Consider the following 22,934-nt stretch of genomic DNA (forward strand, 5'->3'; position numbering starts at 1 on the left):
GCCTGCTGATCGCCGACCGTCCATACGATTTTTTGGAATACCGGGGCCCTGGTGAGGCTGGCCTTTCTATTGGCTTCAGCTAGTCGACCTGAGGCAGTGCGGATTTTCGAAAAAGGGCGCGTGCGCCTGACGTCGAGCGCTAGAAAAAATTATCAGGAATCGCTACGGACGGGAGCGTGCAGCGCTGACCTGCGTAGCCTCGACCTACCATTTTGCGGGCGCTATCAGAGATATCGGCAAGGCGATTGGCCTTCCGCCTGACCAGGTGGATGCGTTAGCAAAATGCTGCGGTGCCTGGAGCGATCAGATGCCGCCACCGGAAAGGCTTCGAGAAGCGGGCTTTGACCCAGACAATCAGACCATCCGGATGGTGCTCATCCTAACTGACCTCCTTGTTGGGTTTCCTCGTCATCTGTCTCAGCACCCTGGGGGGTTCGTTATTTCGGAGCATCCGTTGTCCACACTGGTACCGGTAGAAAATGCTGCCATGGCGGATCGCACAGTAATCCAGCGCCATCGTTCAGCGCCTGCGAGAAAGCCGGCATGAGCACGTTGGGGATGCCTTCTTCCAGACCTATTCCAGCCATCACGATATGGATGAACGTGTCGGGGGTGGCCGCGGTGAGCGCACTGTTGAGGGCAAGCTCCGGTCGCACGCTGAGAGGCGTCGTTGCGCTTTTGTAGTGGCATGACCCGCAGGCTGCCCAGTACAGGACGGCTCCGGCGTCGGGTTCCAGGCGGCTGCCGAGAGCGGAGGTCGCCAGCGCTTTGGCCAGCGCTTCATCGCTGCCTGTCTTCAGTGCGGAGGAGCCGTTGAGGTCGGCAAAATAGACGGCTATTGCCTGGATATCGGCGTCGGGAAGCCTGCCCAGGTCGTGCACGACGTCCGACATCTTGCCCGCGGCAACGCCGTGCAGGGCAGTCGCTCCGCTGCGCAGGTAGGTGAACAGCTCGTCTTGGGTCCAGGGTAGCGGTGTGGTATTGGCAGCCGTCAGTGCCGGCGCGAACCAGCCTTCGATCATCGCGCCCGCGTAGCTGTCGTCAGCGGCTTTCTCGGCGCCCAGCACGTTGCGTGGCGTGTGGCAGGCGGCGCAATGGCTCAAGCCCTCGGCGAGATAGGCGCCGCGGTTCCATGCTTTGCTCTTGCCGGCGACCGGCCGATAGCGGCCCTGGTCCATAAACAGCAGCTTCCAGCCGGCTTGCAGGACGCGGATGTTGAAGGGGAACGGCAGGGTATTGCGCTGCGCCGGCGCGCTCACCGGCTCACGCGTCATGAGGAAGGCATAGAGTGCCCTCACATCCTCGTCGGCGACCTTGGTGAAGTGGGGGTCGTCTCAGAAAACGGAAAATAAAGCACGCTAAGCCGGTTGCAGAGGCCGTAGCGGCCTGAACTTCCCCGCGCCGATCTTGGCGCTGCTGCGCCATAGGTAATCACCGGTCAGGTTGATGTGCTCCCAGCCGAGTGGCGACAGGTACTGCAATAGCGAGTCATCGACGGCATGACCATTGCCGCGCAACGCATGCGCCGCACGCTCCAGGTAGACCGTGTTCCACAGCACGATGGCCGCCGTCACCAGGTTGAGGCCGCTGGCCCGGTAGCGCTGCTGCTCGAAACTGCGGTCACGGATTTCACCAAGGCGGTTGAAGAACACGGCACGGGCCAGCGCATTGCGCGCCTCGCCCTTGTTCAGCCCGGCATGCACGCGGCGGCGTAGCTCGACGCTTTGCAGCCAGTCGAGGATGAACAGCGTGCGCTCGATGCGGCCCAACTCGCGCAGCGCGACGGCCAAGCCGTTCTGGCGCGGGTAGCTGCCGAGTTTCCTGAGCATCAGCGAGGCCGTCACCGTGCCCTGCTTGATCGAGGTGGCCAGCCGCAGGATTTCGTCCCAATGGGCGCGGACGTGCTTGATGTTGAGCGTGCCGCCGATCATCGGCTTGAGCGCGTCATAGGCGGCATCGCCCTTCGGGATGTAGAGCTTGGTGTCGCCCAGGTCGCGGATGCGCGGCGCGAAGCGGAAGCCCAAGAGGTGCATCAGGGCGAAGACGTGATCGGTGAAGCCCGCCGTGTCGGTGTAGTGCTCCTCGATCCGCAGGTCGGATTCGTGGTACAGCAGGCCGTCGAGCACGTAGGTTGAGTCGCGCAGGCCGACATTGACCACCTTGGTGTGGAATGGCGCGTATTGGTCGGAGATGTGGGTGTAGAAAGTCCGTCCTGGGCTGCTGCCATATTTTGGGTTGATGTGCCCCGTGCTCTTTGCCTTGCTAGCGGTTCGGAAATTCTGTCCGTCCGATGATGATGTGGTGCCATCGCCCCAGTGCCCGGCAAAGGGATGCCGAAACTGAGCGTTGACCAGTTCAGCCAACGCTGTCGAGTACGTTTCGTCGCGGGTATGCCAGGCTTGCAGCCAAGCGAGCTTCGCGTAGGTCGTGCCGGGGCAGGACTCGGCCATCTTGGTCAGGCCCAGGTTGATCGCGTCGGCCAGGATCGTGGTCAACAACAGGTTCTTGTCCTTGGCCAGATCGCCCGATTTCAAGTGCGTGAAGTGCCGGGTGAAGCCCGTCCACTCATCGACTTCGAGCAGCAGTTCGGTGATCTTGACGTGCGGCAGGACCATGGCTGTCTGGTCTATCAGCGCCTGCGCGGTGTCGGGCACCGCCGCATCCAGCGGCGTGATCTTCAAGCCCGACTCGGTGATGATGGCATCCGGCAGGTCGTTGGCTGCCGCCATGCGGTTGACGGTGGCAAGTTGTGCTTCCAGCAGCGTCAGCCGCTCATGCAGATATTGTTCGCAGTCGGTGGCCACGGCCAGCGGCAATTCGCTGGACTGCTTGAGGCTGGTGAACTTCTCGGGCGGTACCAGGTAGTCCTCGAAGTCCTTGAACTGGCGTGAACCCTGCACCCAGATGTCGCCCGAGCGCAGGGAGTTCTTCAACTCGGACAGCGCGCACAGTTCGTAGTAGCGCCGGTCGATGCCCGCGTCGGTCATCACCAGTTTCTGCCAGCGCGGCTTGATGAAGCCGGTCGGTGCATCGGCTGGCAGCTTGCGGGCGTTGTCGGTGTTCATGCCGCGCAGCACCTCAATGGCATCAAGCACGTTTTTGGCGGCGGGCGCGGCCCGCAGCTTGAGCACGGCAAGGAATTCCGGTGCATAGCGGCGCAGGGTGGCGTAGCTCTCGCCGATGCGATGCAGGAAATCGAAGTCATCGGGTTGCGCGAGCTTCTGCGCCTCGGTGACGCTCTCGGCAAAGGAATCCCAGGACATGACGGCCTCGATGGCGGCAAACGCATCGCGGCCTGATTGCTTGGCGTCGATCAGCGCCTGACCGATGCGCCCGTACAGACGTACCTTGGCGTTGATGGCCTTGCCTGACGCCTGGAACTGCTGCTGATGCTTATTCTTGGCAGCGTTAAACAGCTTACCCAGGATGCGGTCGTGCAGGTCGATGATTTCGTCGGTGACGGTGGCCATGCCCTCGGTGGCCAGCGCCACGAGAGTGGCGTAGCGCCGTTGCGGCTCGAATTTGGCCAGGTCGGCGGGTGTCATCTGGCCGCCCTCGCGGGCAATCTTGAGCAGGCGGTTCTGGTGAACCAGCCGCTCGATGCCGGTAGGCAGATCGAGTGCCTGCCATGCCTTGAGGCGTTCGATGTGTTCCAGCATATGCCGCGAATTTGGCTTGGCCGGAGACTGGCGCAACCAAGCCAACCAGGTCGTCTTGCCGTTGTCCCGGCGCTTGAGCAGATCGTCGAGGCGGCGGCGATGCGCGTCCGCCAGTGGTTCGGCCAAGGCGTCGTAGATGCGCCGGTTAGCACGGGTGATCGCCTCGGCACTCGCCCGCTCGACGGCGTTGAGGGCGGGCAGAATGACCGACTGCCGCCGCAGGTGCCCGATCAAGGCGCTGGCCAGCACGATGCCTTTGTCGGTTTGCATCGCCAGCTCGGTCAGCATCTGGACGGCCTGCCGGTAATGGCTCATGGTGAAGGGCCGGAAACCGAACACGGTTTGCAGCTCGCTCAGGTGCTCGCGCCGGGTCTGCTCCCGCTGGCCGTACTCGTTCCAGCTTTCGACGCCGACCTTGAGCTGGTCGGCGACCAGCTTCAACAAGGGCGGGAACGGTAGTTCATCGACGCCCAGGATGACGCCGGGAAAGCGCAGGTAACAGAGCTGCACCGCGAAGCCCAGCCGATTGGCTGGCCCGCGCCGCTGTCGGATGATCGAGAGGTCGGTATCGTTGAATGTGTAATGTCGGATCAGGTCGTCCTTGGAGTCCGGCAACGCCAGCAGGCTTTCCCGCTCGGCGGCGGACAGGATGGAACGACGTGGCATATTTACTGATCCGTTCTCAAGTATTGATACAGGGTTTCGCGACTGATTCCGAATTCACGAGCAAGCTTGGTCTTTTGCTCGCCAGCCTCGACACGTTGGCGCAGTTCGGCAATACGCTCAGACGACAGGGATTTCTTCCTGCCACGGTAAGCCCCGCGTTGCTTGGCGAGCGCAATACCCTCGCGCTGACGCTCGCGGATCAGGGCGCGCTCGAACTCGGCGAACGCGCCCATCACCGAGAGCATCAGGTTCGCCATCGGAGAGTCTTCGCCAGTAAAACTGAGGTGTTCCTTGACGAATTCGATATGCACGCCGCGTTGTGTCAGCGTTTGCACGATCCGGCGCAAATCATCGAGATTGCGCGCCAGGCGATCCATGCTATGCACCACCACGGTGTCGCCGGTGCGGGCGAAGCTTATCAGCGCTTCCAGTTGCGGACGCTTGACATCCTTGCCGGATGCCTTGTCGCTAAAAGCGCGATCAACCTTGACGCCTTCCAGTTGCCGTTCCGGGTTCTGGTCGAAGGTGCTGACCCTGATATACCCAATGCGCTGTCCAGTCATGGAATTCCCTGCAAAATGTCAGGGAAGACTCTATGACCTTCAACGAGATATGTCAATAAATTCAAAATTCAATCCTATCCTGACGCAATTTACACATGGCATCTGACATCAGGTTAGGGTATGCCTCAACCTGACGGCGGCGAATCACAAGCGTCCGGTTTGACGCTGGTTTCGGTCGCAGTGCTGGCCCGCGCCTGGAAGCGCTGATAGCACTCCAGCCCGCAGAAATGCTCCACGTACTCGGCCCCTTCCGGCGTGAAGGCGGCATCGAGCGGGATTTCCTTGCAGCACACGCAGCAACTGGTGCTCGGTTCATTGGCGTTCATGGTGGTGTTCCTCCATTGGTTGACGAAGCCGACGAAGGCCGCCGCCGGCATCGGCCTGGCGAACAGGAAACCCTGCACCGTGTCGCAACCCGCCTGCCGCAACCACGCAAGGCAGTCGGGTGTTTCCACACCCTCGGCTACCACCTCCATGCCCAGCCCGTGCGCGAGCTGGATCACCGCCCGCACGATAGTTTGGTCACGGGCATCATCCGGGAGCCTGGCGACAAAGGATTGGTCGATTTTCAATGTGGTGATGGGGCAGCATTTCAGATGTTGCAGGCAGGAATAGCCGGTGCCGAAGTCGTCGGCGGCGAAGCGCACGCCGATGGCGCGCAAGGCGTCGAAACTGGCGAACAGGGCTGGATTGCCGAATGCGACCGATTCGGTCAGTTCGATCTCCAGAAGCTCGGCGGGCAGGGCCATATCGGCCAGCACCCGCTTTACCTCGTCGTCGAACGTTGGCCCAACCTGGCTGGCGGACACATTGACGGCAAGACGGAACGGTTGCCATGCCGGTCCTTGCCACTTGTGCATCTGGCGACAGGCCTCGCCCAGCACCCACGCGCCTATTTCCGGCATCAGGCCGAACGACTCGGCCAGCGGCAGGAACTGGCCGGGCGGCAACAGGCCAAGCCTCGGATGCCGCCAGCGCATCAACGCTTCCGCGCCAGCGATCCGGTGATCGCGCAGATCGACCAGCGGCTGGTAATGCAGGTCAAGCTGTCCGCGCGCCGCCGCCTGCGCCAACTCGGCCGCCGTCCATCCGGCGGGCTGCGAACTCGTCATGATCCGCCCCGGAAGGCGCGCAGCAGCCGCGTTACGGCCAGAACGAACAAGCCGGTCAGCGCGAGCGCGGCAACACCCCAATGCTCGCCAAGGAAGGCACCGGCGGTCGTCCCGGCCAGCACGGCGGCGAGAATCGGCAGATGGCAGGGGCAGGTCAACACGGCCAGCGCACCCCACAGGTAGCCGGAAACGGGTTGGCGCGTCTCGGGCGGCAGTTTGTCAGGGGCGTTCACGGCAATGCCTCCTCGTGCGCCCGCTCGGCTGGCATGGAGGCCAGTTGCGCGTCCAGATGGGCCAACGCCGCGCGCCGCCGCTCGACCAACTGGCGCAGCACGGCAAGCTGCGCTGCGGCTTGTGCGCCGTCCGCTGCGTCGAGCGCACGGCACAGCCGCGCCAGGGCATCCAGGCCGATACCCGCCTCGAAGGCCGCGCGCACGAAGCACAGCCGTTGCAAGGCCGCATCGTCGAACACGCCGTAGCCGCCCGTGGTGCAGGCCACCGGCCGTAACAAGCCGCGCACCAGGTAGTCGCGCACGATATGTACGCTCACCCCAGCGTTATGGGCCAGTTGCGATACCGTGTAGGCGCTCATCGCACACCTCCTTGTCCTCACCCGGCGCAGCAGGAAAGCTGCTTCACATCCTTGTTGAAGGTCTGCGCCGCGAGCTTCAACCCTTCGACCATCGTCAGGTAGGGGAACAACTGGTCGGCCAGTTCCTGCACCGTCATCCGGTTGCGAATCGCCAGTGCGGCCGTCTGGATCAGTTCGCCCGCTTCCGGGGCCACTGCCTGCACGCCGATCAGTCGTCCGCTGCCTTCTTCAACCACCAGTTTGATGAAGCCGCGCGTGTCGAAGTTGGCGAGCGCGCGCGGCACGTTGTCCAGCGTTAGCGTGCGACTATCAGTTTTGATGCCGTCATGGTGCGCTTCCGCCTCGCTGTAGCCTACGGTCGCCACTTGCGGGTCGGTGAACACCACGGCCGGCATCGCGGTCAGGTTCAGGGCCGCGTCACCGCCGGTCATGTTGATCGCGGCGCGAGTGCCGGCCGCTGCCGCCACATAGACGAACTGCGGCTGGTCGGTGCAGTCGCCTGCGGCGTAGATGTGTTCCACGCTTGTACGCATGCCGGGGTCGATGACGATAGCGCCTTGCGGGGTGAGCGTGACGCCCGTCGCATCCAGTGCCAGCTTGCGTGTGTTGGGCGCGCGGCCGGTGGCGACCAGCAGCTTGTCGGCGCGCAGTTCGCCGTGCGCCGTGGTGAGCACGAATTCGCCGTCCCCTTCACCATTGATATACGCGACCTGGCTGGCCTGGGTGTGTTCCCTCACCTCGATGCCCTCCATGCGGAATGCGGCCGTGACGGCTTCGCCTATAGCTGGGTCTTCGCGGAAGAACAGCGTGCTGCGAGCCAGGATCGTCACCTTCGCTCCGAGTCGGGCGAACGCCTGCGCCAGCTCCAGCGCCACCACTGATGAGCCAATCACGGCCAGGCGCTTAGGAATCGTCTCGCTGACCAGCGCTTCAGTGGAAGTCCAGTACGGAGTGTCTTTCAGGCCGGGAATCGGCGGCACGGCCGGGCTCGCGCCGGTGGCGATCAGGCAGCGGTCGAATGCCACCACGCGCTCGCCGCCGTCGTTGAGTTGCACGATCAGGTTGCGATTGTCCTTAAAGCGGGCGGAGCCGTGCAGCACAGTGATCGCCGGATTGCCCTCCAAGATGCCTTCGTACTTGGCGTGGCGCAGTTCATCGACGCGGGCCTGCTGCTGGGCCAGCAGCGCCGTGCGCTGGATGGTCGGCGTGGTAGCGGCGATGCCGCCATCGAACGGGCTTTCCCGGCGCAGATGGGCGATATGGGCGGCGCGGATCATGATCTTGGACGGCACACAACCGACATTGACGCAGGTGCCGCCGATGGTGCCGCGCTCGATCAGCGTGACACGTGCGCCTTGCTCGACGGCCTTCAGCGCCGCTGCCATCGCGGCCCCGCCGCTGCCGATGACGGCGATATGCAATGCGCCGCTGCTACCCGTCTTGTCGTTTCTGCCCAGCAGATCGCGCATCTTGTCGAGCAATCCGCCCGGCGTCGAAACTGAGGGGGCATCGGCCAGCGTGGCCCGATAACCGAGTCCAGCTACAGCGGCCGTCAGCGCGTCGGGTGACGTGCCGACCTCAATGGCGAGCTTGGCGCTGCCCTTGGCGTAGGAGACATCCGCTGATTGCACGCCGGGCACTTTCTCCAGGGCGTCCTTGACATGCACTGCGCACGAGTCGCAAGTCATGCCGGTGATTTTGAGAGTGCTCATACCATCGTTCCTTATTCGTGTGGGCCGCCGTGTCGCACGGTCAGCCGTCTTTCACAAGCGCTTGGCGGGGAGTTCGCAGCCGTCCGGTCCGCAACGGCGATGCGCCGGCGACACGAAGTCCCAGATCGACACCCCAATCATCAAGGCCAGGCCGACGTACATCAGGTTCGCCGTCCACCAGTTGCCGAGCAGCCAGACCGTGGCCGCAAACACGATGGCCGGGCCGATCATGCCGAGCAGACTGCGCAGCCATTGCCGATGACTGAACCAACCCAGCGCGTTCGCCAGGAAGGCCAGCGCGGCAAACAGCGGCAGCAGGCGGCTGATGAACAGTCCCTCGTACTGGCTCAAGAAGCCCAGCCCGATGGCCGCGCCGAAGCTGGCGAGGGCTGGAAAGCAGGCGGCGCAGCCCATCGCGGAAACGACGCTGCCGAGCGCGCCGGTTTTATCGGCAATGCGTGTCATCAGTCCCATGAAGCGGCTCTCGCTGTTGTCGTTGGCTTGCTGGCTCACTGCTTGACGCTGGACGGATAGCCGGCGTCTGCGGTGGCCTTGGTCAGCTTCTGTACGCTGGCCTTGGTGTCGTCAAAAGTGACGACGGCCTCGCGCTTCTCGAAGCCCACATCGACCTTGCTCACGCCTTCGACCTTGGAGAGCGCTTTCTTGACTGTGATCGGGCAGGCGGCGCAAGTCATGCCGGGAACCGCTAGCGTGACGGTCTGGGTAGCGGCCCACACCGGGGCAACAGCGGCGGCGAGGGCAAGGGAGGCAAACAGTTTCTTCATGATGAACTCCTGGTTAATAGAAAAATGGAACGACATAGGGAAATCCAAGCGCGACCAGGACCAGCACGGCCACGATCCAGAAAATCAGCTTGTAGGTGGCGCGCACCTGCGGAATCGCGCAGACCTCACCTGGCTTGCATGCCTGCACGGGCCGGTAAATCCGCTTCCAGGCGAAGAACAGCGCCACTAGCGCCGCGCCGATGAACAACGGTCGATAGGGTTCCAGCACCGTCAGGTTGCCGATCCAAGCACCGGAGAAGCCCAGGGCGACCAGTACTAGCGGCCCCAGGCAGCAGGTCGATGCAAGAATGGCGGCCAGCCCGCCGGCGAAGAGCGCACCGCGCCCGTTTTGTGGTTCAGACATACGTTGGCCCTTTTGAATTTGGATTGGATAGCGTAACCTTACTTCCGTACTCATGTACGGAGTCAAGCGATATGGAAAATAATTTGGAAAACCTGACCATTGGCGTTTTTGCCAAGGCGGCCGGGGTCAACGTGGAGACAATCCGCTTCTATCAGCGCAAGGGCCTGTTGCCGGAACCGGACAAGCCTTACGGCAGCATCCGCCGCTATGGGGAGGCGGACGTGGTTCGGGTGAAATTCGTGAAATCGGCACAGCGGCTGGGGTTCAGTCTGGACGAGATTGCCGAGCTGTTGCGGCTCGACGATGGCACCCACTGCGAGGAGGCCAGCAGCCTGGCCGAACACAAGCTCAAGGACGTGCGCGAGAAGATGGCCGACTTGGCGCGCATGGAAACCGTGCTGTCTGAACTCGTGTGCGCCTGCCATGCACGAAAGGGGAATGTTTCCTGCCCGTTGATCGCGTCACTACAGGGCGAAGCAGGCCTGGCAAGGTCAGCTATGCCTTAGCGTGCTTTATTTTCCGTTTTCTGAGGTGCCCCCTAACCGCAATGAATCCTCAACGTTCAGGCATGACCTGGAACCTGCTGCTGCTAACCTGGCTGGTCGCACTGGTATCGACCCTATCCGCGCTGTTCATTGGCGAGGTGATGGGCCAGGCACCCTGTGTTTTGTGCTGGTTCCAGCGCGCCTTTATGTTTCCGCTGGCGGTGATCCTGGCCATCGCCTGCTACCGCTCGGATTTCACAGTCTGGCGTTACGCCCTACCGCTGACCGCTATCGGTGCGGCGCTGGCATTTGTTCACACGCTGCTCTATGCAGGGCTGATTCCACAGCCGATCCAGCCCTGCACGGCCACCGGTCCATCCTGCTCGGGCGCCGGAATGACACTCTTCGGCGTGGTGCCCCTGCCGGCACTCGCCTTGTTCGCCTTTATCCTGATCGCCATCCTGCTCATTCTCATCCGTCGGAGAACAACTTCATGAATCGCCGTTCCGTGGTCCTGATCACCAGTGCCGTGATCCTGGCCGTTTTTGCCGCCGCCGCATTCTTCTATTCCCCCTCGCAGTCACCTCAACAGGCCCAAGCTCCCGGTTCGACAGCCCAAGAGACCGCGACACAACCCAAACAGAACGGTGGCCAACTGGTTCGCTTCCACTCGCCGGTGTTCGGCCCAACGCAAGCGCCAGTAACCATTGTCGAGTTCTTCGATCCTTCATGCGAGGCATGCCGCGCCTTCCATCCCTATGTGAAGCAGATCCTCGCCGAGAACCCGGAAGATGTACGTCTGGTGCTGCGCTATGTACTGTTTCATCAAGGTTCGGAAGAAGTGGCGCGGATGCTTGAGGCGGCGCGCAAGCAAAATCTCCATGAACAAGTGCTGGAGGCTGTGCTGGAGACCCAGCCCGGTTGGCACGACGACCCCAAGGTAACGCAGGCATGGGCTGCTGCCGAGCGCGTCGGTTTGAACTTGGAGCAGGCCCGCCAGGACATGCATACGCCTAGCGTCAACGCCGTGCTTGAAACGGACATGCAGGACGTCAAGGCCGTTGGGATTCGTGGCACCCCGACCTTTTTTGTAAATGGTCGTGCGCTCAGCGAGTTCGGCCCGGAGCCGCTGCGCCGATTAGTGAGCAGCGAAGTGGCCAAGGCACGGGAATGACACTATGAGCGCGCTGGAGAACCGCGTGCCACCGCTGCTCGTAGCGGGCCTGATCGCTCTGCTGATGGGGTTGTCGGGACCCAGATTGCCGAGCATCGAACTGACATGGACCGCGCGTCTGACCGTCGCTTTGCCGGTACTGTTCCTGGGGCTCGGCGTGTGTTTCGCCGGCGTACTGTCGTTTCGCCGCGCACGTACTACTGTCAATCCATTGCAGCCGCAGCAGGCTTCGGCATTGGTGGAGGCTGGCATCTACCATTACAGCCGCAACCCCATGTACTTAGGCTTCGCCATTACTCTGGCGGCTTGGGCGCTGGCCTTGGCCTCGCCTCTAACCCTGCTGGGCGTGGTTGCTTTCGTGCTGTACATGAACCGTTTCCAGATCGCAGCTGAAGAGTGGGCGCTGGAAGCTGCGCCTGGCGCCCGCAACGCGCGAATCGATTAGCCAGTCGCTCGAAGCGACAGGCGGTTGATGTTTGACGAGCGAGACGTGGCGGTTGTCCGCTGTCTTGCTGGCTGAATACGGAGCAGCTCCCAGCTTACGGCGCACCTTGTCGAGTTCAGAAAGTTCACTTTGCTACTCTGGTCAGCCCGTCGAATGGGTTGATGGGTGTGAGTTGAGCGGAGCAAGAAAGCATGAGCTACAGGGTTGATCTTGGCTTAGGAGGCGAGAGCATTGGGTGATAAGTGCGCTCTACCGTCCGACTTAACCTCGGGAATGCGCTACAAGACGTTTCTGACAAGGGTGATGGCTTTACTAGCCGGAGGCGCCATGCCGCTTGCCTTTGCCCCTGTGGGCTGGGCATGGATTGCGGTGATGGCTCTTGCCGCATTGTTTGTCCTGGTCGCGCAATCTTCAAGGCGTCAGGCGCTATGGTCGGCCTACATATTTGGCCTTGGTTACTTCGGCGTAGGTGTCTCCTGGGTCTACATCAGCATCAGCCAGTACGGCAATGGCCCCGTGGTGGCAGTGTTAGCCACAACGGCCTTTGTCTCGCTGCTAGCTCTCTTCCCATGGGGCGTCGCGTATCTCGTACGCCGCCTGCACCCTGAGATCGATGCGACGGCGCTCTGGCTAGGGCTACCAGCGGCATGGGTGTTGAGTGAATGGATGCGCACCTGGTTCTTAACCGGCTTTCCTTGGCTTTTTATCGGCTACAGCCAGACCGACACCACACTTGCCACTATCGCTCCTGTCTTTGGTGTGCTTGGCGTGAGTTTTCTGGTGGCCTTGCTCGCTGGCGGGCTTGCGTGGGTTATCTTGGGCTTAAGCCTGCACCGTGCGACGGTAGCCGGTGCCGTGTTAATCGCTACTCTCGCCAGCTTGCAGATTCTGGATCGTGAGTGGACGCAGCCAGCCGCTGGCCCTATCAATATTGCCCTCTTGCAGGGAAACATCACGCAAGACAAAAAATGGGACCCGGATTCCCGGGAAATCACGCTTGACCGCTATCAGACGCTTACGAAGCAGCATCTCGGGGCCGACATCGTGATTTGGCCAGAAGCGGCAATCCCGATGTGGCATGACCAGGCTAGAGAATATCTTGCTGAGCTCGAGGTGTTAGCCGATCAGGCCGGCACCTCGTTAATGATTGGCGTCCCTATACGCGAGACGGACGGTCGCACCTACAACGCGGTGATAAGCCTCTCAGATCCCGCAGGGTACTACTACAAACGCCACCTGGTGCCATTCGGTGAATATGTTCCGCTCCGGAACTTCTTGGGTTCGGCCCTCGACGTGCTCGGGGCGCCTATGTCCGATTTCACACCAGGACGGGAAGCGCACGTCCTTAACGCAGCGGGTGTGCCCGTCGGAGCACTCATCTGCTACGAGGCGGTCTTTGGTGCTGAAGTCACGGAACTTCTGCCCGAAGCGCAGTTACTGGTGAATGTCAGCAACGATGCTTGGTTCGGCAGCTCAATCGGCCCTCTCCAGCACTTCCAGATGGTCCGCATGCGTGCCATCGAAACCGGACGTGACCTACTGCGAGCCACGAACACGGGCATCACAGCAACTGTCAGCTATGAGGGAAAGGTCCTTACACGCGCTCCTCAATTCCGCGTAGCCACCCTCAGCGCCGAAGTGACCCCCCGAACTGGCGCGACCCCTTATGTGCGCTGGCGGGATTGGCCTATCCTTGGCGTGATCGCACTCGGACTCGGTTTGCTCCTGCTTCGTCGAATTCGGCAGTATCATCGGTTGGATACATAACGCTTGCCATTCTCACAGCGAGCAGACTCTGTATCGGGTGAGAAGGAAGGGATTTGTCTACATATGGCATTGGCTCGCAGGAAAAAGCTCCAAAGCCGGGCTGGAGAAACATGAGCTGGCTGCCGGCATCCTGGCTGTGATCAACGGCCACCTGGGTGACCACGGCCTGTCGCTGCGCCAAGGCACTATCGTCGATGCCACACTGATCAACGCGCCGAGTTCAACCAAGAACAAGGACGGCAAGCGCGACCCGGAGATGCACCAGACCAAGAAAGGCCAGCAATACTACTTCGGCATGAAGGCGCACATCGGCGTGGATGACGAATCGGGCTTGGTGCACAGCGTGGTGGGCACGGCGGCCAACGTGGCGGATGTCACCCAGGTCGATAAGCTGCTGCACGGCGACGAGAATGTGGTTTGCGCCGACGCTGGTTACACCGGCGTTGAGAAGCGTCCCGAGCATGAGGGGCGTCAGGTGATCTGGCAGGTTGCGGCACGCCGCATCACCTACAAGAAGCTCGATAAGCGCAGCGCGCTATACAAAGCCAAGCGCAAGATCGAGAAGGCCAAAGCCCCAAGTACGCGCCAAGGTCGAGCACCCGTTCCGCGTGATCAAGCGGCAGTTTGGCTATACCAAGGTGCGCTTCCGCGGGCTGGTGAAGAACACCGCTCAGTTGGTCACGCTGTTCGCGCTGTCGAATCTGTGGAAGGCGCGCCGACGGTTACTGACCAACGCGGGAGAGGTGCGCCTGTAATGCGGGGAATGGCCGCCGCGAGGTGCTCGCGGCGGCTAAAAACACAGAAATGAGCGGTGATCTGATCATTTTTGGTCGATTTTCCGCTTTCAAAATCGGCGGAAGCTGAAGTCAGCCAGAAATACATGGCTACTTCAGACCATCCCTAGGGGATTGTTTATAGGCCATTACTTATTCTTGAGAGGACCAGTAGGCTCGGTGCGTGCAGCTGCTCATTGAGCGATTGTGGGCCTCAGCGTGAACAGACTTATATTTAGTTGTTGGCTAGTCGTATGAAAATGGTAAGCCGCTAGGTTTTTAGCATACCCAGAGTGGCACTAACCAAGCATCTGCCTCGCCTGTGTAAAATTCTTTAATGTCATCTCAGCTCTTCGCGATGCCTGAAGCCGATGCGATAATCGTTACCGATAGCTGACGTTTGCCAATAACTCAAAGGACGGGGTCTATATGGAGAAGAGATATGAGCACTCAAAAAATCTGCTATTTAAGTATGCAAGCAGCCAATGGCGGGGTCAGACCGGACGTTCCGGCCAGGAAGGGTGGGAAGGGGCTGGGAATAGCTGAGTGATGGATCAAATTCCCTCTTTACTCATCGCCGGCCAGCTCTTAATGGCGATAGTGGCAGGTTTGCTGCTCAACCTGACGCCCTGCGTTTTGCCTGCAATTCCCATTAAGGTCCGGACCATCTTACGAGAGGCGGGCAGCCAACGATCGCACCGCGTGCTGGCGGCATTGGCGTTCACCGCAGGAACGCTCGCGTTTTTCCTGACGTTGGGCGGACTGACCGCACTTCTGCAGTGGAGCTGGGGCACTTTGTTTCAGTCTGCGGTGTTCGTTGGTGTCCTTGTTGCCTTGATGGTCGGGTTTGCGGTGGTCACCTGGCTGGATTTGCCCATCCCGATCCCGGCGTTCGCCGCCTCGGTCCATGGCCGGCGCTACTTTGAAGCATTCGTATCTGGGTTATTGAGTGCGGTTTTGGCCGCACCCTGCGCCGGTCCTTTCCTTGGTGGAGTCCTAGCCTTTGCCGTTACCCAGCCGACGCCGGTAAGTATGGGGATATTCGGCAGTATCGGGCTGGGGTTGTCGCTGCCCTACGCAGCATTGATGCTCAAACCCGATTGGCTGAGCCGGTTGCCCAAGGCGGGGCCCTGGACCCTGGTCATTAGAGAAGTGCTCGCGTTGGTCTTGCTGGCCGCAGCCGTCTTTTTCAGCGCGAGCCTGGTGCCCAAAGCGGTTTATACCTGGCTATGGTGGTCTTGGCTGGCCCTGGTGCTGGCCTGGGGTGCCCGCCGTTTCGTCCAGGGTAATGGTACCGTGCGTGTGATCACCACAACGGCGGCAGGCCTTGCCCTTGCGATGACTGTGGAATTCGCATCCCCGCTGGGCAACAGCGAAGACGAACTCGTCTGGCAACCCTACTCCGCAAAACTACTGACGGAGACAAAAGCCCAGGGCACACCCTATTTGCTGGAGTTCACCGCCGACTGGTGCATCAACTGCAAGATACTTGAGCGCACGGTCTACCAGGAGGCCGCTGTGGCCGAAGCCGTGCGGCGCACCAAGATGGTGCCCATACAAGTTGACGTGACAGCGAGCAACCCAGAAAAAGATGCGCTATTAACTGCGACCGGCGGGCAGGCCTTACCCTTCGCAGTGGTTGTTGACCGTGACGACACCGTTATCGCCCGTTTCACGGGGCTTTTTGACACCGACAGCTTGGTCGAAGCTATCAATCGCACCGGAAACCCACAACCTTAGATACTGGAGACCCAATCATGGTGATTCGACAAAAAGGATTGCTAGCTGGAGTAGTGGTTTTTGCGATCGCGATCGCTGCGTTCATGTTGATCGACACCAACGGAAACAACCTCGACGCTGCCCAGACTGAACGTGCCGGTCTTGAAGTCCCGGTGCCGACCCGAGCAGGGTTGGCAAATTCCGCTGATAAGGTCCGCCTCACTGTTGCGGGAGGCGCCGCAGCAATGGCGGGAAAGACGGGTGATTTCGTTTTAACACTGAACATTCAACCGGGCTGGCATGTGAATGCAAATCCGGCCTCCATGGAATTCCTGATTCCCACCGTCGTCAGCTCTTCAGTCAACGGCCAGGCGCTTATAATCCCGACGCAGTACCCGCGCGGCCGGGTCAGTGACATTGTGCTGAGTGACACCGCCCTAGAGGTGTATGACGACGGTGCAAGTATTCGGCTGCGGCCCGACGAAAAACAGACCGCCGTGCTGGAAAAGGCAGGCAGGCTCGAAATGATTGTACGGGTGCAGGCCTGCAGTGACGAGGGCATTTGTCTGGCACCGACTGACCTGCCCGTTGCGCTGAATCTGGACGATACCAAGCGACAATAAGTCAGAACGGCCCTCGGAAATGACTCAATTGGGGAATGACTGTGAACAGCTTATTCTGAGTATTCCCCGATTGCCGTGGTTGCGCTGGGCAGCTCAACGCCATGCCCCACCGTTCATATCTTGAGATGGGCGAGACTCGCTTCGTTAAACACCAAACTTACATTGTGATTCGCGCATTCCGCATGACGAAGTGGCTTCGGGGCAGTGCCGGCAATCGGTCCCAGGTGATTGATAGATCCTGTTCGGGAACCTCATATTGGAGCGAGCGAGCCAGGAAGCGAACAGCAACGCTCATCAATGCGACGGCGACGCCTTCACCTGGACAGCGATGGTTAACATGCGGGTCGCCTGGTCCTTGTGGGATGAAGCAGTATGGCGACGGAGAGTTGGATCGAAAGCGCTCAGGCTTGAAACGATCTGCCTCCTCCCAGAGCTGGGAATCGTGATTGGTTCCGTATAAGTCCAGCAGGACTAAGGTGCCCCTGCCAAAGGCAAATCCTTCCCATAGAAAATCTTCTTTCACGCGAGCGCTGATCGCTGGGAAGAAGGGGTAGAAACGCCGCACTTCCTGCACAAAGCAACCTATATCTCTTTCATCTCCCGACTGCAGGTTTCTCAGACAGAACGGGTGCTTGTGCAGCGCTAGCGCTGCAAAGGTTATGAATACAGAGACGGCTACCGTCGGCCGCAGCAGATTTAGTAGTTCCACTGATGCGGTATGTAGATCCAACGGCTGTCCGTGCTGGTCCTTGTAATGGGCGATGCGTTCGAGAGGCGATTGCTCGGGTGTAGGGGGAGCGGCGCGAGTGGACTCGACAAGTTCTGCCGCCCATTGCTCCAATCGGCGACGTGCCTTCCGTGCCTGCCAGTGCTGCAGACCGATCGCGCCGGCGTGCTCATAGAGAGCTGCAAGATCTTGAGTCCATTGTTGAACATCTCTTTCAGCGATTGGAGCACCGGCCCAGTCGCATACGGTGCGGCATAGAATTTCGCGAGCAATCTCGTAGAGGACGATTGACTCACCGGGACGCCAAGTTCGCGCATACTCCCTCCAACGAACCTCGCTCAACTCTGCTAGTTCCTGCACGTTCGCGGGTGTGAGCACTCCCATGAAGAGGGCCTTTCGGTGACGATGCGCATCACCGTCCAAACCTTGGACACCGTCTTGTCCGAATAAGGTTTTTTGCAGTCGCTTGGGCGCAGCGTTCTGGCGAACGAATCGGTCAGGGTCGCAAATCAAGCGAGCAGCTTCGGCACCTGTTAGGCACAGAGTTTTCTGTAACATCAAGCGAGTTTGAAACACCGGCGATTGATGAAACTGACTGCGCGCAAAGATAAATCGGTAGGGATCTCGCAAGAAGGCCCAAGTACTGTCCAATCCGGTGTCACGCGGTATGTTTGGCATCGCTTGTACTCCCGTTGAGACTCCACCCGTTCTAGCTACGTATTGCGGCTTTCATCCTGTTCTAAAGAATTGTGACCGGCCGGGTAAGCAGATGTTGGACGAAGAGGATCAATAAATTGCCCGAAATAATTTCTGGGGTAGTCCTTTTCATGCAGCCCAACCTCAGCTTTGCCCAGCTTCCCGGCACTGTCATAGAAGGTTCCGAATAGCCGATCCCACACGGTTGAAAACTCACCGAAGTTGACCTGGGCGTCTTCGAAGTCGCGCTTATGGTGCCAACGATGGACCTCAGCAACCCCTAGCACATGCCGCAGCCAACCCACGCTGTAGTCCAGGTTCGAATGCTGAAAGGCCAGATGGACGGTTAGGATCCCAAACCACGTTGCGACTACGGCAGACGGAGCTCCAGATATGAGCAAAACCACCAGCCCCGGCCCGGCCATCAACGCCGCATGCAGAGGATGTCGACGTTCTCCGTTCATCCAGTAGAGCCGCTCAGCGCTGTGATGGATCATGTGAAAGCGCCACAGCCAATGCACCCGGTGGCTGATGCGGTGCATCACATACAGGCTCAAGTCGAGCACGGCGGCGACTAGTAGCAATTGCAGCCACAATGGGCTCTCGATCGGAAAGAGCCGAACCGAAGCCGGTACCGCATCGCCTAACTTAGCCAGAAATTCTGCAGTAAATTGAATGACAGACAGGTTCACCAGCATGTGCAGCAGATCCGTCAGGGTGTCCTGATGATCTTCCAGCCAGGCTCGCCGAAAAGGCTGGATGCGCTCCAAGCCAGCAATGAGTAGCAGCCCCGCCGCGGCGACTATGGGTGTGGTGGGCCAATACGGTATACCTGCATACAGCGCCCAAATCATGAAGGAGGCACAGCCGCCAAACACAAGTGGATAGCTCAGCCACCGTATGGCGAATCGCAAGGGAATAGACATCGCTCAGCTCCTGAGTAGGGAGCCATGACTGTATGTGGGAAGGTCCGCTTTCGGCTTGAACGAAAGAGCTACGACCCCTGAAGATCGACTTCAGCCAGGGCGGAGGAAGGATCGATGCCCAGCAGTGCCCGGAATGTCCGGGAGAAATGTGCCGAGTCAGAAAAGCCCGCCTCATGGGCCGCTTCAGTGAGTAGACCCCCTTTGGCTAGGTGCTGTAGGGCTTGTGTGAGACGTAACCATTTCGCATAGCTGCGCAGCGGCAAGCCTGTCTGTTCCACGAACCAATGGGAAAACCGTGTAAGGGATAAATGCACCAACGCGGCCATTTCTTCGCGCCTCATTTGGCCTCTATGCAGCGCTTCAATCACCTTTGTCAAGCGAGGATCTGGAATCGGTGGATCGGGTAGCCGCAGTGCCTGGCGCACCCCCGTCCTAACCTGGAGAGCGGTATGTCCTGTCTCGCGCAGCATATCGATAATCGCTACTACGTCCGCCGGGGCGATCACGACTACCCTTGCTTCTTCGGTACCCCGCATAGTTGGGGCTTCATCGGATAGTGCATCCAGATAGATCGACAGCACTCGACCAGCACTGATCCGGTGTTTCAGGCCCGCGGCGATGAAGATGGCAGCCCCTGTTTGAATGCCCAACGGGGTTTCAACCGATACAGGTGAATCGAGGCCCACTGAAATCTGATGCGCCTGATGGTGGTGCCACTCCTGGTGGCCGGCACGGCCATGAAAGATGCCGATGCCGGGCCCTATCCAGGCCTGGCCTGCCCAGCGTACGGTATCCGTTGAGAGCGAGCCTTTCATTCGTTGACTCGGCCGGCTTCCGCATTTGGGCTTAGCAAACTGCTCAGGATCAACATGGCGGCGCCACCGACGATAGCAATATCCGCCAGGTTAAACGCAGGCCAATGCCAGGACAGCCAGTAAAAATCCAGGTAGTCGATTACATGGCCTCGAAATGCGCGATCAATCAGATTCCCAACTGCCCCGCCCAAGATAAGGCTATAGCCTAGGGCTTCGCTTTTGGCTCTGCGTTTACGCAATATCAGAGCCAGCACGATCGAAACGACCAAAGCTATGACAATGAAGAAGTAACGCTGCCAACCACCCGCGTCAGCCAGGAAGCTGAACGCTGCACCGGTATTCCAGAAGTGAACCAGGTTGAAGAACGGGGTGAGAGGAATCACGGTGCCGACCGGGAGCGAACCCGTAATTGCGCTTTTCAACGCTAGGTCGGCCGAGGCAATGGCTAGCGATAGCATCCACCAGAACCCAGGAGCAACAAGAGGTGATCTAGGAGACGACCTCATTGCATTTCTCCTTGGAGAAGTCGCTGCAGCTCCGGTGAAATAGGCATCGGCGCAAAAGCACTGACCCTGGCGCGCCCGCTGTTTCCGAGCGGCACCCAGATCTTCGAGAACAGCAGGGCCGCCATGATTCGCGGTACTTGGCTGAGCACCTTTCGTAAGTCGCGCAACTGCCAGCCGGCCCTCAGCATCAGCCAATGGCTCTGAGCATGAAGAATAGGCATTCGCTGGCTCAATATGTGGGCTCGCTCCAGCCAGGAGAAAGCCTCGGTTGGCGCCTCTTCATTAAGTGCTTTCCTAGCCTGGAAGAAGGCCTCATCAATGGCAATGCTGAGAGCGGTATTCATCTGGATCTCACTTACGCAGTAGATGCCCGAGTGAACACCCTATAGCTGCTATAGGGTCAAGCGCTATGGGCGATTCAAGACGACGCAAAAATGACTTTATGCCGGATTACGAAAGAGGTTTGTCGCCCCCCAGCAGGCCCGAAAGTATCCCGCAGTCCAGACTTTGTCGTTCGTTATCGCAGCAACCTCGCAACGTCACCAGCTGGTTTTCGAGAGCATGTAAGGATGCGATCTGAGCCCTTACCTGTGCGATATGTCTATCAAGGAGCTCATTGACCGCAACGCAGGGTTGCTGCGGCTGTTCCTGATAGCTCTGCAAAACACCAATTTCTTCCAGTGACATGCCAAAAGAGCGGCATCGGCGAATGAACAGCAGTTTGTCCGCATGGCCTGCTTTATAGGTTCGATAGCCATTGTCCTCGCGTTCGGGCGGTGGAAGCAGTCCCTGACGTTCATAAAAACGAATCGTCTGAGTGTCCACTCCTGTCTGCTGTGCAAGTTGACCGATGCGCATGGTCTGTCCCTTGGTAAAAAAGCCAGTATATCCAGGCTTGACCCTATAGCCACTACATGGTTTTTAATCGGTAGAATCAAGTCCTATAGGAGAGGCGAGTCATGACTTCTTGTGATAAATCCTGTGGCTGTGGCCCTGAGCCGGTAAGCACTGAAGCGGCAGCCGCGCCTTCGAATGAAGGGACTTGGGTCAGCAGTTTTTCTGTGCCCAAAATGGATTGCCCGTCAGAAGAGCGAATGATTCGGCTCGCGCTCAATGGCTTTTCTGAACTCAATTCGCTGTCCTTTGATCTGAGCAGCAGACAGGTACGCGCTTTCCATGACGGTCCGGTTGACCAGATCGCGACCAAGCTGGAATCACTTGGTTTGGGGGCAACATTGCTCGGCACTCAACCGGCCAGCCAGGAAGCAGCTTCGGCCAATAGCGCCAGTGAAGAGCTGACTGCTTCCAAGGAGGCTGGCACGCTCAAAATCCTGCTCGGTATCAATGCCACGATGTTTGTCATCGAGTTGGGCGTAGGCTTGATTGCTCAGTCGACGGGTCTGATCGCCGACTCGCTGGACATGTTTGCTGATGCTGCCGTCTATGGTCTGGCTCTCTTTGCGGTCGGTCGGGCTGCGCAGCTGCAGGTTCGCGCTGCGCACCTGGCGGGTTTTTTCCAGATCGTGTTGGCCCTTGGGGTACTTGTAGAGGTGGCTAGACGGTTCATCTATGGCAGCGAACCTGCGTCGATGCTGATGATGGGAATTGGCTTAGTTGCCCTCGTCGCAAACGTCAGCTGTCTCTTGATGATATATGGCCATCGCGAAGGCGGTGCACACATGAAAGCGAGTTGGATTTTTTCGGCCAACGATGTGCTCGCGAATATTGGCGTTATCGCCGCAGGAGCTCTGGTTGCGTGGACAGGCTCTTCCTATCCAGATTTGGTGATTGGTACGGTAGTTGGCCTCATCGTACTCAACGGTGCGCGCCGAATCCTGGCATTGAAAGCCTGACCAACCGGATCGACAGCACCCCCATTTTCCAAACAGAGACGCGTAGCTTGTGAGTGACGTTGAGACGGCTGAGATAGAACAGCTGATGGCTGGATTGGACGGCAAAATCTCCTCGCCTATGCTGCTGCGAAAACTCGGCTCCTATAGTCGGCGCAACAAGCTCTACCATGCGGCCCAGGCACTGGGCAGCGTGATCCGCACGATCTTCCTGCTCAACTGGATCGGCAGCCGCGAGTTGCGCCAGGAAGTCACCGCGAACACCAACAAGATCGAGTCCTACAACGGATTCTCCAAGTGGTTGTCCTTCGGCGGTGATGTGATTGCCGAAAACGATCCGGATGAGCAGCAGAAGCGGCTGCGCTACAACGACATGGTGGCCTCGTCCGTGATCCTGCAGAACACTGTGGACATGATGCGCATCCTGCAGAAGCTGGCCCGCGAGGGCTGGCAGTTCACCGATGAGGACGTGTCGTTCCTCAGTCCCTATCTAACCAGCAACGTCAAGCGCTTCGGCGAGTTCAGCCTCAAGCTCAACCGGCCACCGGAGCCCTGGATCAAGGACTCGGTGTTCCAACAAGCTGCCGGCTCGCTGCGGGTGATCACACCTCGCCAGCTAGATACCGAGAAAACTACATGATCAATGTTCCTCCCGCATCCTTTCGCGTTACACCGTACGGCGAAGTCGATGCGGTGGCGTTGGAAAACCTGCGCGACGGCTTCGACACCTCTCAACTGCTCCGGCTGGTTGATCGATTGGACGCCTGCTTGTTGGAACTGGGTGGAACCACCGCCATTCGCGACGAGCTGCTGAGATTGCATGCGATGGCTCTGACGATGGTTGAGAGCATCGCTCTTACGGTGCCTGCCGAGAGTGCTTGTATCTGGGCAGAAGCCGAATCTCTACAGATGGATCTTGAGGCACTGGTTTCTTGGGCGCGCTCCGCTCAGCTCATCATTGCGCCGCTGATCAAT

The 22,934-nt window shown here is 59.6% G+C and carries 25 protein-coding genes and 3 pseudogenes; 12 read left to right on the forward strand and 16 right to left on the reverse strand.

The genetic code is table 11. The features are described from left to right. Window positions 1-157: 157 nt before the first annotated feature. Window positions 158-511: pseudogene (dnaE2, locus tag ACSSNI_RS19710) on the forward strand (error-prone DNA polymerase); the annotation flags it as partial. On the opposite strand, the gene ACSSNI_RS19715 reads toward dnaE2, so the two are convergent. The 10 genes from ACSSNI_RS19715 to ACSSNI_RS19760 form a co-directional block, all read right to left on the reverse strand. Continuing rightward, window positions 438-1,274: a c-type cytochrome gene (locus ACSSNI_RS19715; protein WP_127839259.1), complete on the reverse strand. Its 837-nt coding sequence runs from the start codon at window positions 1,272-1,274 to the stop codon at window positions 438-440. The pseudogene dnaE2 and the gene ACSSNI_RS19715 sit on opposite strands and share 74 nt — an antisense overlap. An 84-nt stretch (window positions 1,275-1,358) precedes the next feature. Beyond that, the gene (locus tag ACSSNI_RS19720; RefSeq protein ID WP_001138064.1) at window positions 1,359-4,325 is read right to left on the reverse strand and encodes a Tn3-like element TnAs3 family transposase; all 2,967 of its coding nucleotides are present in this window, start codon (window positions 4,323-4,325) and stop codon (window positions 1,359-1,361) included. Window positions 4,326-4,327: 2 nt separating this feature from the next. Beyond that, window positions 4,328-4,888 (reverse strand): recombinase family protein, encoded by a 561-nt coding sequence (locus tag ACSSNI_RS19725; RefSeq protein ID WP_000147567.1) that lies wholly within the window; start codon window positions 4,886-4,888, stop codon window positions 4,328-4,330. 125 nt (window positions 4,889-5,013) lie between these two features. Then, on the reverse strand, window positions 5,014-6,000 hold the full coding sequence (locus ACSSNI_RS19730) for a DUF3330 domain-containing protein (protein ID WP_016240397.1): 987 nt from the start codon (window positions 5,998-6,000) through the stop codon (window positions 5,014-5,016). Next, complete coding sequence (gene merE, locus ACSSNI_RS19735) at window positions 5,997-6,233, reverse strand: broad-spectrum mercury transporter MerE (protein WP_000993386.1); 237 nt, start codon at window positions 6,231-6,233, stop codon at window positions 5,997-5,999. The genes ACSSNI_RS19730 and merE overlap by 4 nt, the downstream gene beginning before the upstream one ends. Then, entirely contained in the window at window positions 6,230-6,592 is a 363-nt protein-coding gene (gene merD / locus ACSSNI_RS19740) for a mercury resistance co-regulator MerD (RefSeq protein WP_001277456.1), read from the reverse strand. Before merD ends, merE begins: the two co-directional genes overlap by 4 nt. A 17-nt stretch (window positions 6,593-6,609) precedes the next feature. Then, the gene (merA, locus tag ACSSNI_RS19745) at window positions 6,610-8,304 is read right to left on the reverse strand and encodes a mercury(II) reductase (RefSeq protein WP_000105636.1); all 1,695 of its coding nucleotides are present in this window, start codon (window positions 8,302-8,304) and stop codon (window positions 6,610-6,612) included. A gap of 51 nt (window positions 8,305-8,355) precedes the next feature. Beyond that, complete coding sequence (merC, locus tag ACSSNI_RS19750) at window positions 8,356-8,778, reverse strand: organomercurial transporter MerC (protein ID WP_001340589.1); 423 nt, start codon at window positions 8,776-8,778, stop codon at window positions 8,356-8,358. Window positions 8,779-8,813: 35 nt separating this feature from the next. Continuing rightward, window positions 8,814-9,089, reverse strand: coding sequence for a mercury resistance system periplasmic binding protein MerP (gene merP / locus ACSSNI_RS19755; protein WP_000732292.1), 276 nt, complete (start codon window positions 9,087-9,089; stop codon window positions 8,814-8,816). Window positions 9,090-9,102: 13 nt separating this feature from the next. Further along, window positions 9,103-9,453, reverse strand: coding sequence for a mercuric transport protein MerT (locus tag ACSSNI_RS19760; RefSeq protein WP_001294663.1), 351 nt, complete (start codon window positions 9,451-9,453; stop codon window positions 9,103-9,105). 71 nt (window positions 9,454-9,524) lie between these two features. Between ACSSNI_RS19760 and merR the strand changes: the two genes are divergently transcribed. From merR to ACSSNI_RS19800, 8 genes and pseudogenes are all read left to right on the forward strand, one after another. Then, window positions 9,525-9,959, forward strand: a complete 435-nt coding sequence (gene merR, locus ACSSNI_RS19765; protein WP_005303925.1) for an Hg(II)-responsive transcriptional regulator — start codon at window positions 9,525-9,527, stop codon at window positions 9,957-9,959. Between the two features lie 41 nt (window positions 9,960-10,000). Next, window positions 10,001-10,435 (forward strand): disulfide bond formation protein B, encoded by a 435-nt coding sequence (locus ACSSNI_RS19770; protein ID WP_200637178.1) that lies wholly within the window; start codon window positions 10,001-10,003, stop codon window positions 10,433-10,435. Further along, window positions 10,432-11,112, forward strand: coding sequence for a DsbA family protein (locus ACSSNI_RS19775; protein ID WP_127839258.1), 681 nt, complete (start codon window positions 10,432-10,434; stop codon window positions 11,110-11,112). Before ACSSNI_RS19770 ends, ACSSNI_RS19775 begins: the two co-directional genes overlap by 4 nt. A gap of 4 nt (window positions 11,113-11,116) precedes the next feature. Beyond that, window positions 11,117-11,557, forward strand: coding sequence for a methyltransferase family protein (locus ACSSNI_RS19780; protein ID WP_069900666.1), 441 nt, complete (start codon window positions 11,117-11,119; stop codon window positions 11,555-11,557). A 327-nt stretch (window positions 11,558-11,884) separates the two neighbouring features. Continuing rightward, a complete protein-coding gene (gene lnt, locus ACSSNI_RS19785; protein ID WP_164863211.1) occupies window positions 11,885-13,324 on the forward strand; it encodes an apolipoprotein N-acyltransferase in 1,440 nt (479 codons plus the stop codon). Window positions 13,325-13,424: 100 nt separating this feature from the next. Next, window positions 13,425-14,079: pseudogene (locus tag ACSSNI_RS19790) on the forward strand (IS5 family transposase); the annotation flags it as partial. Window positions 14,080-14,646: 567 nt separating this feature from the next. Next, complete coding sequence (locus tag ACSSNI_RS19795) at window positions 14,647-15,837, forward strand: protein-disulfide reductase DsbD family protein (RefSeq protein WP_017246246.1); 1,191 nt, start codon at window positions 14,647-14,649, stop codon at window positions 15,835-15,837. 17 nt (window positions 15,838-15,854) lie between these two features. Continuing rightward, window positions 15,855-16,439, forward strand: coding sequence for a protein-disulfide reductase DsbD domain-containing protein (locus tag ACSSNI_RS19800; protein WP_041013396.1), 585 nt, complete (start codon window positions 15,855-15,857; stop codon window positions 16,437-16,439). Window positions 16,440-16,596: 157 nt separating this feature from the next. Here ACSSNI_RS19800 and ACSSNI_RS19805 read toward each other — a convergent pair whose 3' ends face one another. The 6 genes from ACSSNI_RS19805 to cadR form a co-directional block, all read right to left on the reverse strand. After that, window positions 16,597-17,844: a cytochrome P450 gene (locus tag ACSSNI_RS19805; RefSeq protein ID WP_127839257.1), complete on the reverse strand. Its 1,248-nt coding sequence runs from the start codon at window positions 17,842-17,844 to the stop codon at window positions 16,597-16,599. Between the two features lie 35 nt (window positions 17,845-17,879). Next, complete coding sequence (locus ACSSNI_RS19810; RefSeq protein WP_127839256.1) at window positions 17,880-18,788, reverse strand: sterol desaturase family protein; 909 nt, start codon at window positions 18,786-18,788, stop codon at window positions 17,880-17,882. Between the two features lie 68 nt (window positions 18,789-18,856). After that, complete coding sequence (locus ACSSNI_RS19815; protein ID WP_164863210.1) at window positions 18,857-19,603, reverse strand: helix-turn-helix transcriptional regulator; 747 nt, start codon at window positions 19,601-19,603, stop codon at window positions 18,857-18,859. Continuing rightward, the gene (gene lspA / locus ACSSNI_RS19820) at window positions 19,600-20,109 is read right to left on the reverse strand and encodes a signal peptidase II (protein ID WP_023083083.1); all 510 of its coding nucleotides are present in this window, start codon (window positions 20,107-20,109) and stop codon (window positions 19,600-19,602) included. Before lspA ends, ACSSNI_RS19815 begins: the two co-directional genes overlap by 4 nt. Then, complete coding sequence (locus tag ACSSNI_RS19825) at window positions 20,106-20,453, reverse strand: DUF3703 domain-containing protein (RefSeq protein WP_044727165.1); 348 nt, start codon at window positions 20,451-20,453, stop codon at window positions 20,106-20,108. The genes lspA and ACSSNI_RS19825 overlap by 4 nt, the downstream gene beginning before the upstream one ends. A gap of 106 nt (window positions 20,454-20,559) precedes the next feature. Continuing rightward, a complete protein-coding gene (gene cadR, locus ACSSNI_RS19830; RefSeq protein ID WP_044727166.1) occupies window positions 20,560-20,967 on the reverse strand; it encodes a Cd(II)/Pb(II)-responsive transcriptional regulator in 408 nt (135 codons plus the stop codon). A gap of 101 nt (window positions 20,968-21,068) precedes the next feature. Between cadR and ACSSNI_RS19835 the strand changes: the two genes are divergently transcribed. The 3 genes and pseudogenes from ACSSNI_RS19835 to tnpC form a co-directional block, all read left to right on the forward strand. Next, window positions 21,069-21,962: a cation efflux transmembrane domain-containing protein gene (locus tag ACSSNI_RS19835; RefSeq protein WP_200637305.1), complete on the forward strand. Its 894-nt coding sequence runs from the start codon at window positions 21,069-21,071 to the stop codon at window positions 21,960-21,962. Window positions 21,963-22,062: 100 nt separating this feature from the next. After that, a pseudogene (locus ACSSNI_RS19840) lies at window positions 22,063-22,599 on the forward strand (Tn3 family transposase); the annotation flags it as partial. Next, window positions 22,596-22,934: Tn3 family transposase post-transcriptional regulator TnpC (tnpC, locus tag ACSSNI_RS19845; RefSeq protein WP_448260027.1), on the forward strand; the 339-nt coding region annotated here is incomplete at its 3' end. The pseudogene ACSSNI_RS19840 and the gene tnpC, both read left to right, overlap by 4 nt.

The sequence above is a fragment of the Stutzerimonas tianxiuensis genome, from assembly GCF_053470365.1.

What these genes read in the sequence shown, in the direction of transcription:
- merR (WP_005303925.1), top strand. Translation starts at nt 9,525, where the DNA reads ATGGAAAATAATTTGGAAAACCTGACCATTGGCGTTTTTGCCAAGGCG.
- lspA (WP_023083083.1), bottom strand. Translation starts at nt 20,109, where the DNA reads ATGAGGTCGTCTCCTAGATCACCTCTTGTTGCTCCTGGGTTCTGGTGG.
- ACSSNI_RS19725 (WP_000147567.1), bottom strand. Translation starts at nt 4,888, where the DNA reads ATGACTGGACAGCGCATTGGGTATATCAGGGTCAGCACCTTCGACCAG.
- ACSSNI_RS19825 (WP_044727165.1), bottom strand. Translation starts at nt 20,453, where the DNA reads ATGAATACCGCTCTCAGCATTGCCATTGATGAGGCCTTCTTCCAGGCT.
- merP (WP_000732292.1), bottom strand. Translation starts at nt 9,089, where the DNA reads ATGAAGAAACTGTTTGCCTCCCTTGCCCTCGCCGCCGCTGTTGCCCCG.
- lnt (WP_164863211.1), top strand. Translation starts at nt 11,885, where the DNA reads ATGCCGCTTGCCTTTGCCCCTGTGGGCTGGGCATGGATTGCGGTGATG.
- ACSSNI_RS19795 (WP_017246246.1), top strand. Translation starts at nt 14,647, where the DNA reads ATGGATCAAATTCCCTCTTTACTCATCGCCGGCCAGCTCTTAATGGCG.
- ACSSNI_RS19730 (WP_016240397.1), bottom strand. Translation starts at nt 6,000, where the DNA reads ATGACGAGTTCGCAGCCCGCCGGATGGACGGCGGCCGAGTTGGCGCAG.
- ACSSNI_RS19805 (WP_127839257.1), bottom strand. Translation starts at nt 17,844, where the DNA reads ATGCCAAACATACCGCGTGACACCGGATTGGACAGTACTTGGGCCTTC.
- ACSSNI_RS19780 (WP_069900666.1), top strand. Translation starts at nt 11,117, where the DNA reads ATGAGCGCGCTGGAGAACCGCGTGCCACCGCTGCTCGTAGCGGGCCTG.
- ACSSNI_RS19720 (WP_001138064.1), bottom strand. Translation starts at nt 4,325, where the DNA reads ATGCCACGTCGTTCCATCCTGTCCGCCGCCGAGCGGGAAAGCCTGCTG.
- ACSSNI_RS19775 (WP_127839258.1), top strand. Translation starts at nt 10,432, where the DNA reads ATGAATCGCCGTTCCGTGGTCCTGATCACCAGTGCCGTGATCCTGGCC.
- ACSSNI_RS19760 (WP_001294663.1), bottom strand. Translation starts at nt 9,453, where the DNA reads ATGTCTGAACCACAAAACGGGCGCGGTGCGCTCTTCGCCGGCGGGCTG.
- ACSSNI_RS19835 (WP_200637305.1), top strand. Translation starts at nt 21,069, where the DNA reads ATGACTTCTTGTGATAAATCCTGTGGCTGTGGCCCTGAGCCGGTAAGC.
- ACSSNI_RS19770 (WP_200637178.1), top strand. Translation starts at nt 10,001, where the DNA reads ATGAATCCTCAACGTTCAGGCATGACCTGGAACCTGCTGCTGCTAACC.
- merA (WP_000105636.1), bottom strand. Translation starts at nt 8,304, where the DNA reads ATGAGCACTCTCAAAATCACCGGCATGACTTGCGACTCGTGCGCAGTG.
- ACSSNI_RS19810 (WP_127839256.1), bottom strand. Translation starts at nt 18,788, where the DNA reads ATGTCTATTCCCTTGCGATTCGCCATACGGTGGCTGAGCTATCCACTT.
- ACSSNI_RS19715 (WP_127839259.1), bottom strand. Translation starts at nt 1,274, where the DNA reads ATGACGCGTGAGCCGGTGAGCGCGCCGGCGCAGCGCAATACCCTGCCG.
- merD (WP_001277456.1), bottom strand. Translation starts at nt 6,592, where the DNA reads ATGAGCGCCTACACGGTATCGCAACTGGCCCATAACGCTGGGGTGAGC.
- ACSSNI_RS19800 (WP_041013396.1), top strand. Translation starts at nt 15,855, where the DNA reads ATGGTGATTCGACAAAAAGGATTGCTAGCTGGAGTAGTGGTTTTTGCG.
- merC (WP_001340589.1), bottom strand. Translation starts at nt 8,778, where the DNA reads ATGGGACTGATGACACGCATTGCCGATAAAACCGGCGCGCTCGGCAGC.
- ACSSNI_RS19815 (WP_164863210.1), bottom strand. Translation starts at nt 19,603, where the DNA reads ATGAAAGGCTCGCTCTCAACGGATACCGTACGCTGGGCAGGCCAGGCC.
- cadR (WP_044727166.1), bottom strand. Translation starts at nt 20,967, where the DNA reads ATGCGCATCGGTCAACTTGCACAGCAGACAGGAGTGGACACTCAGACG.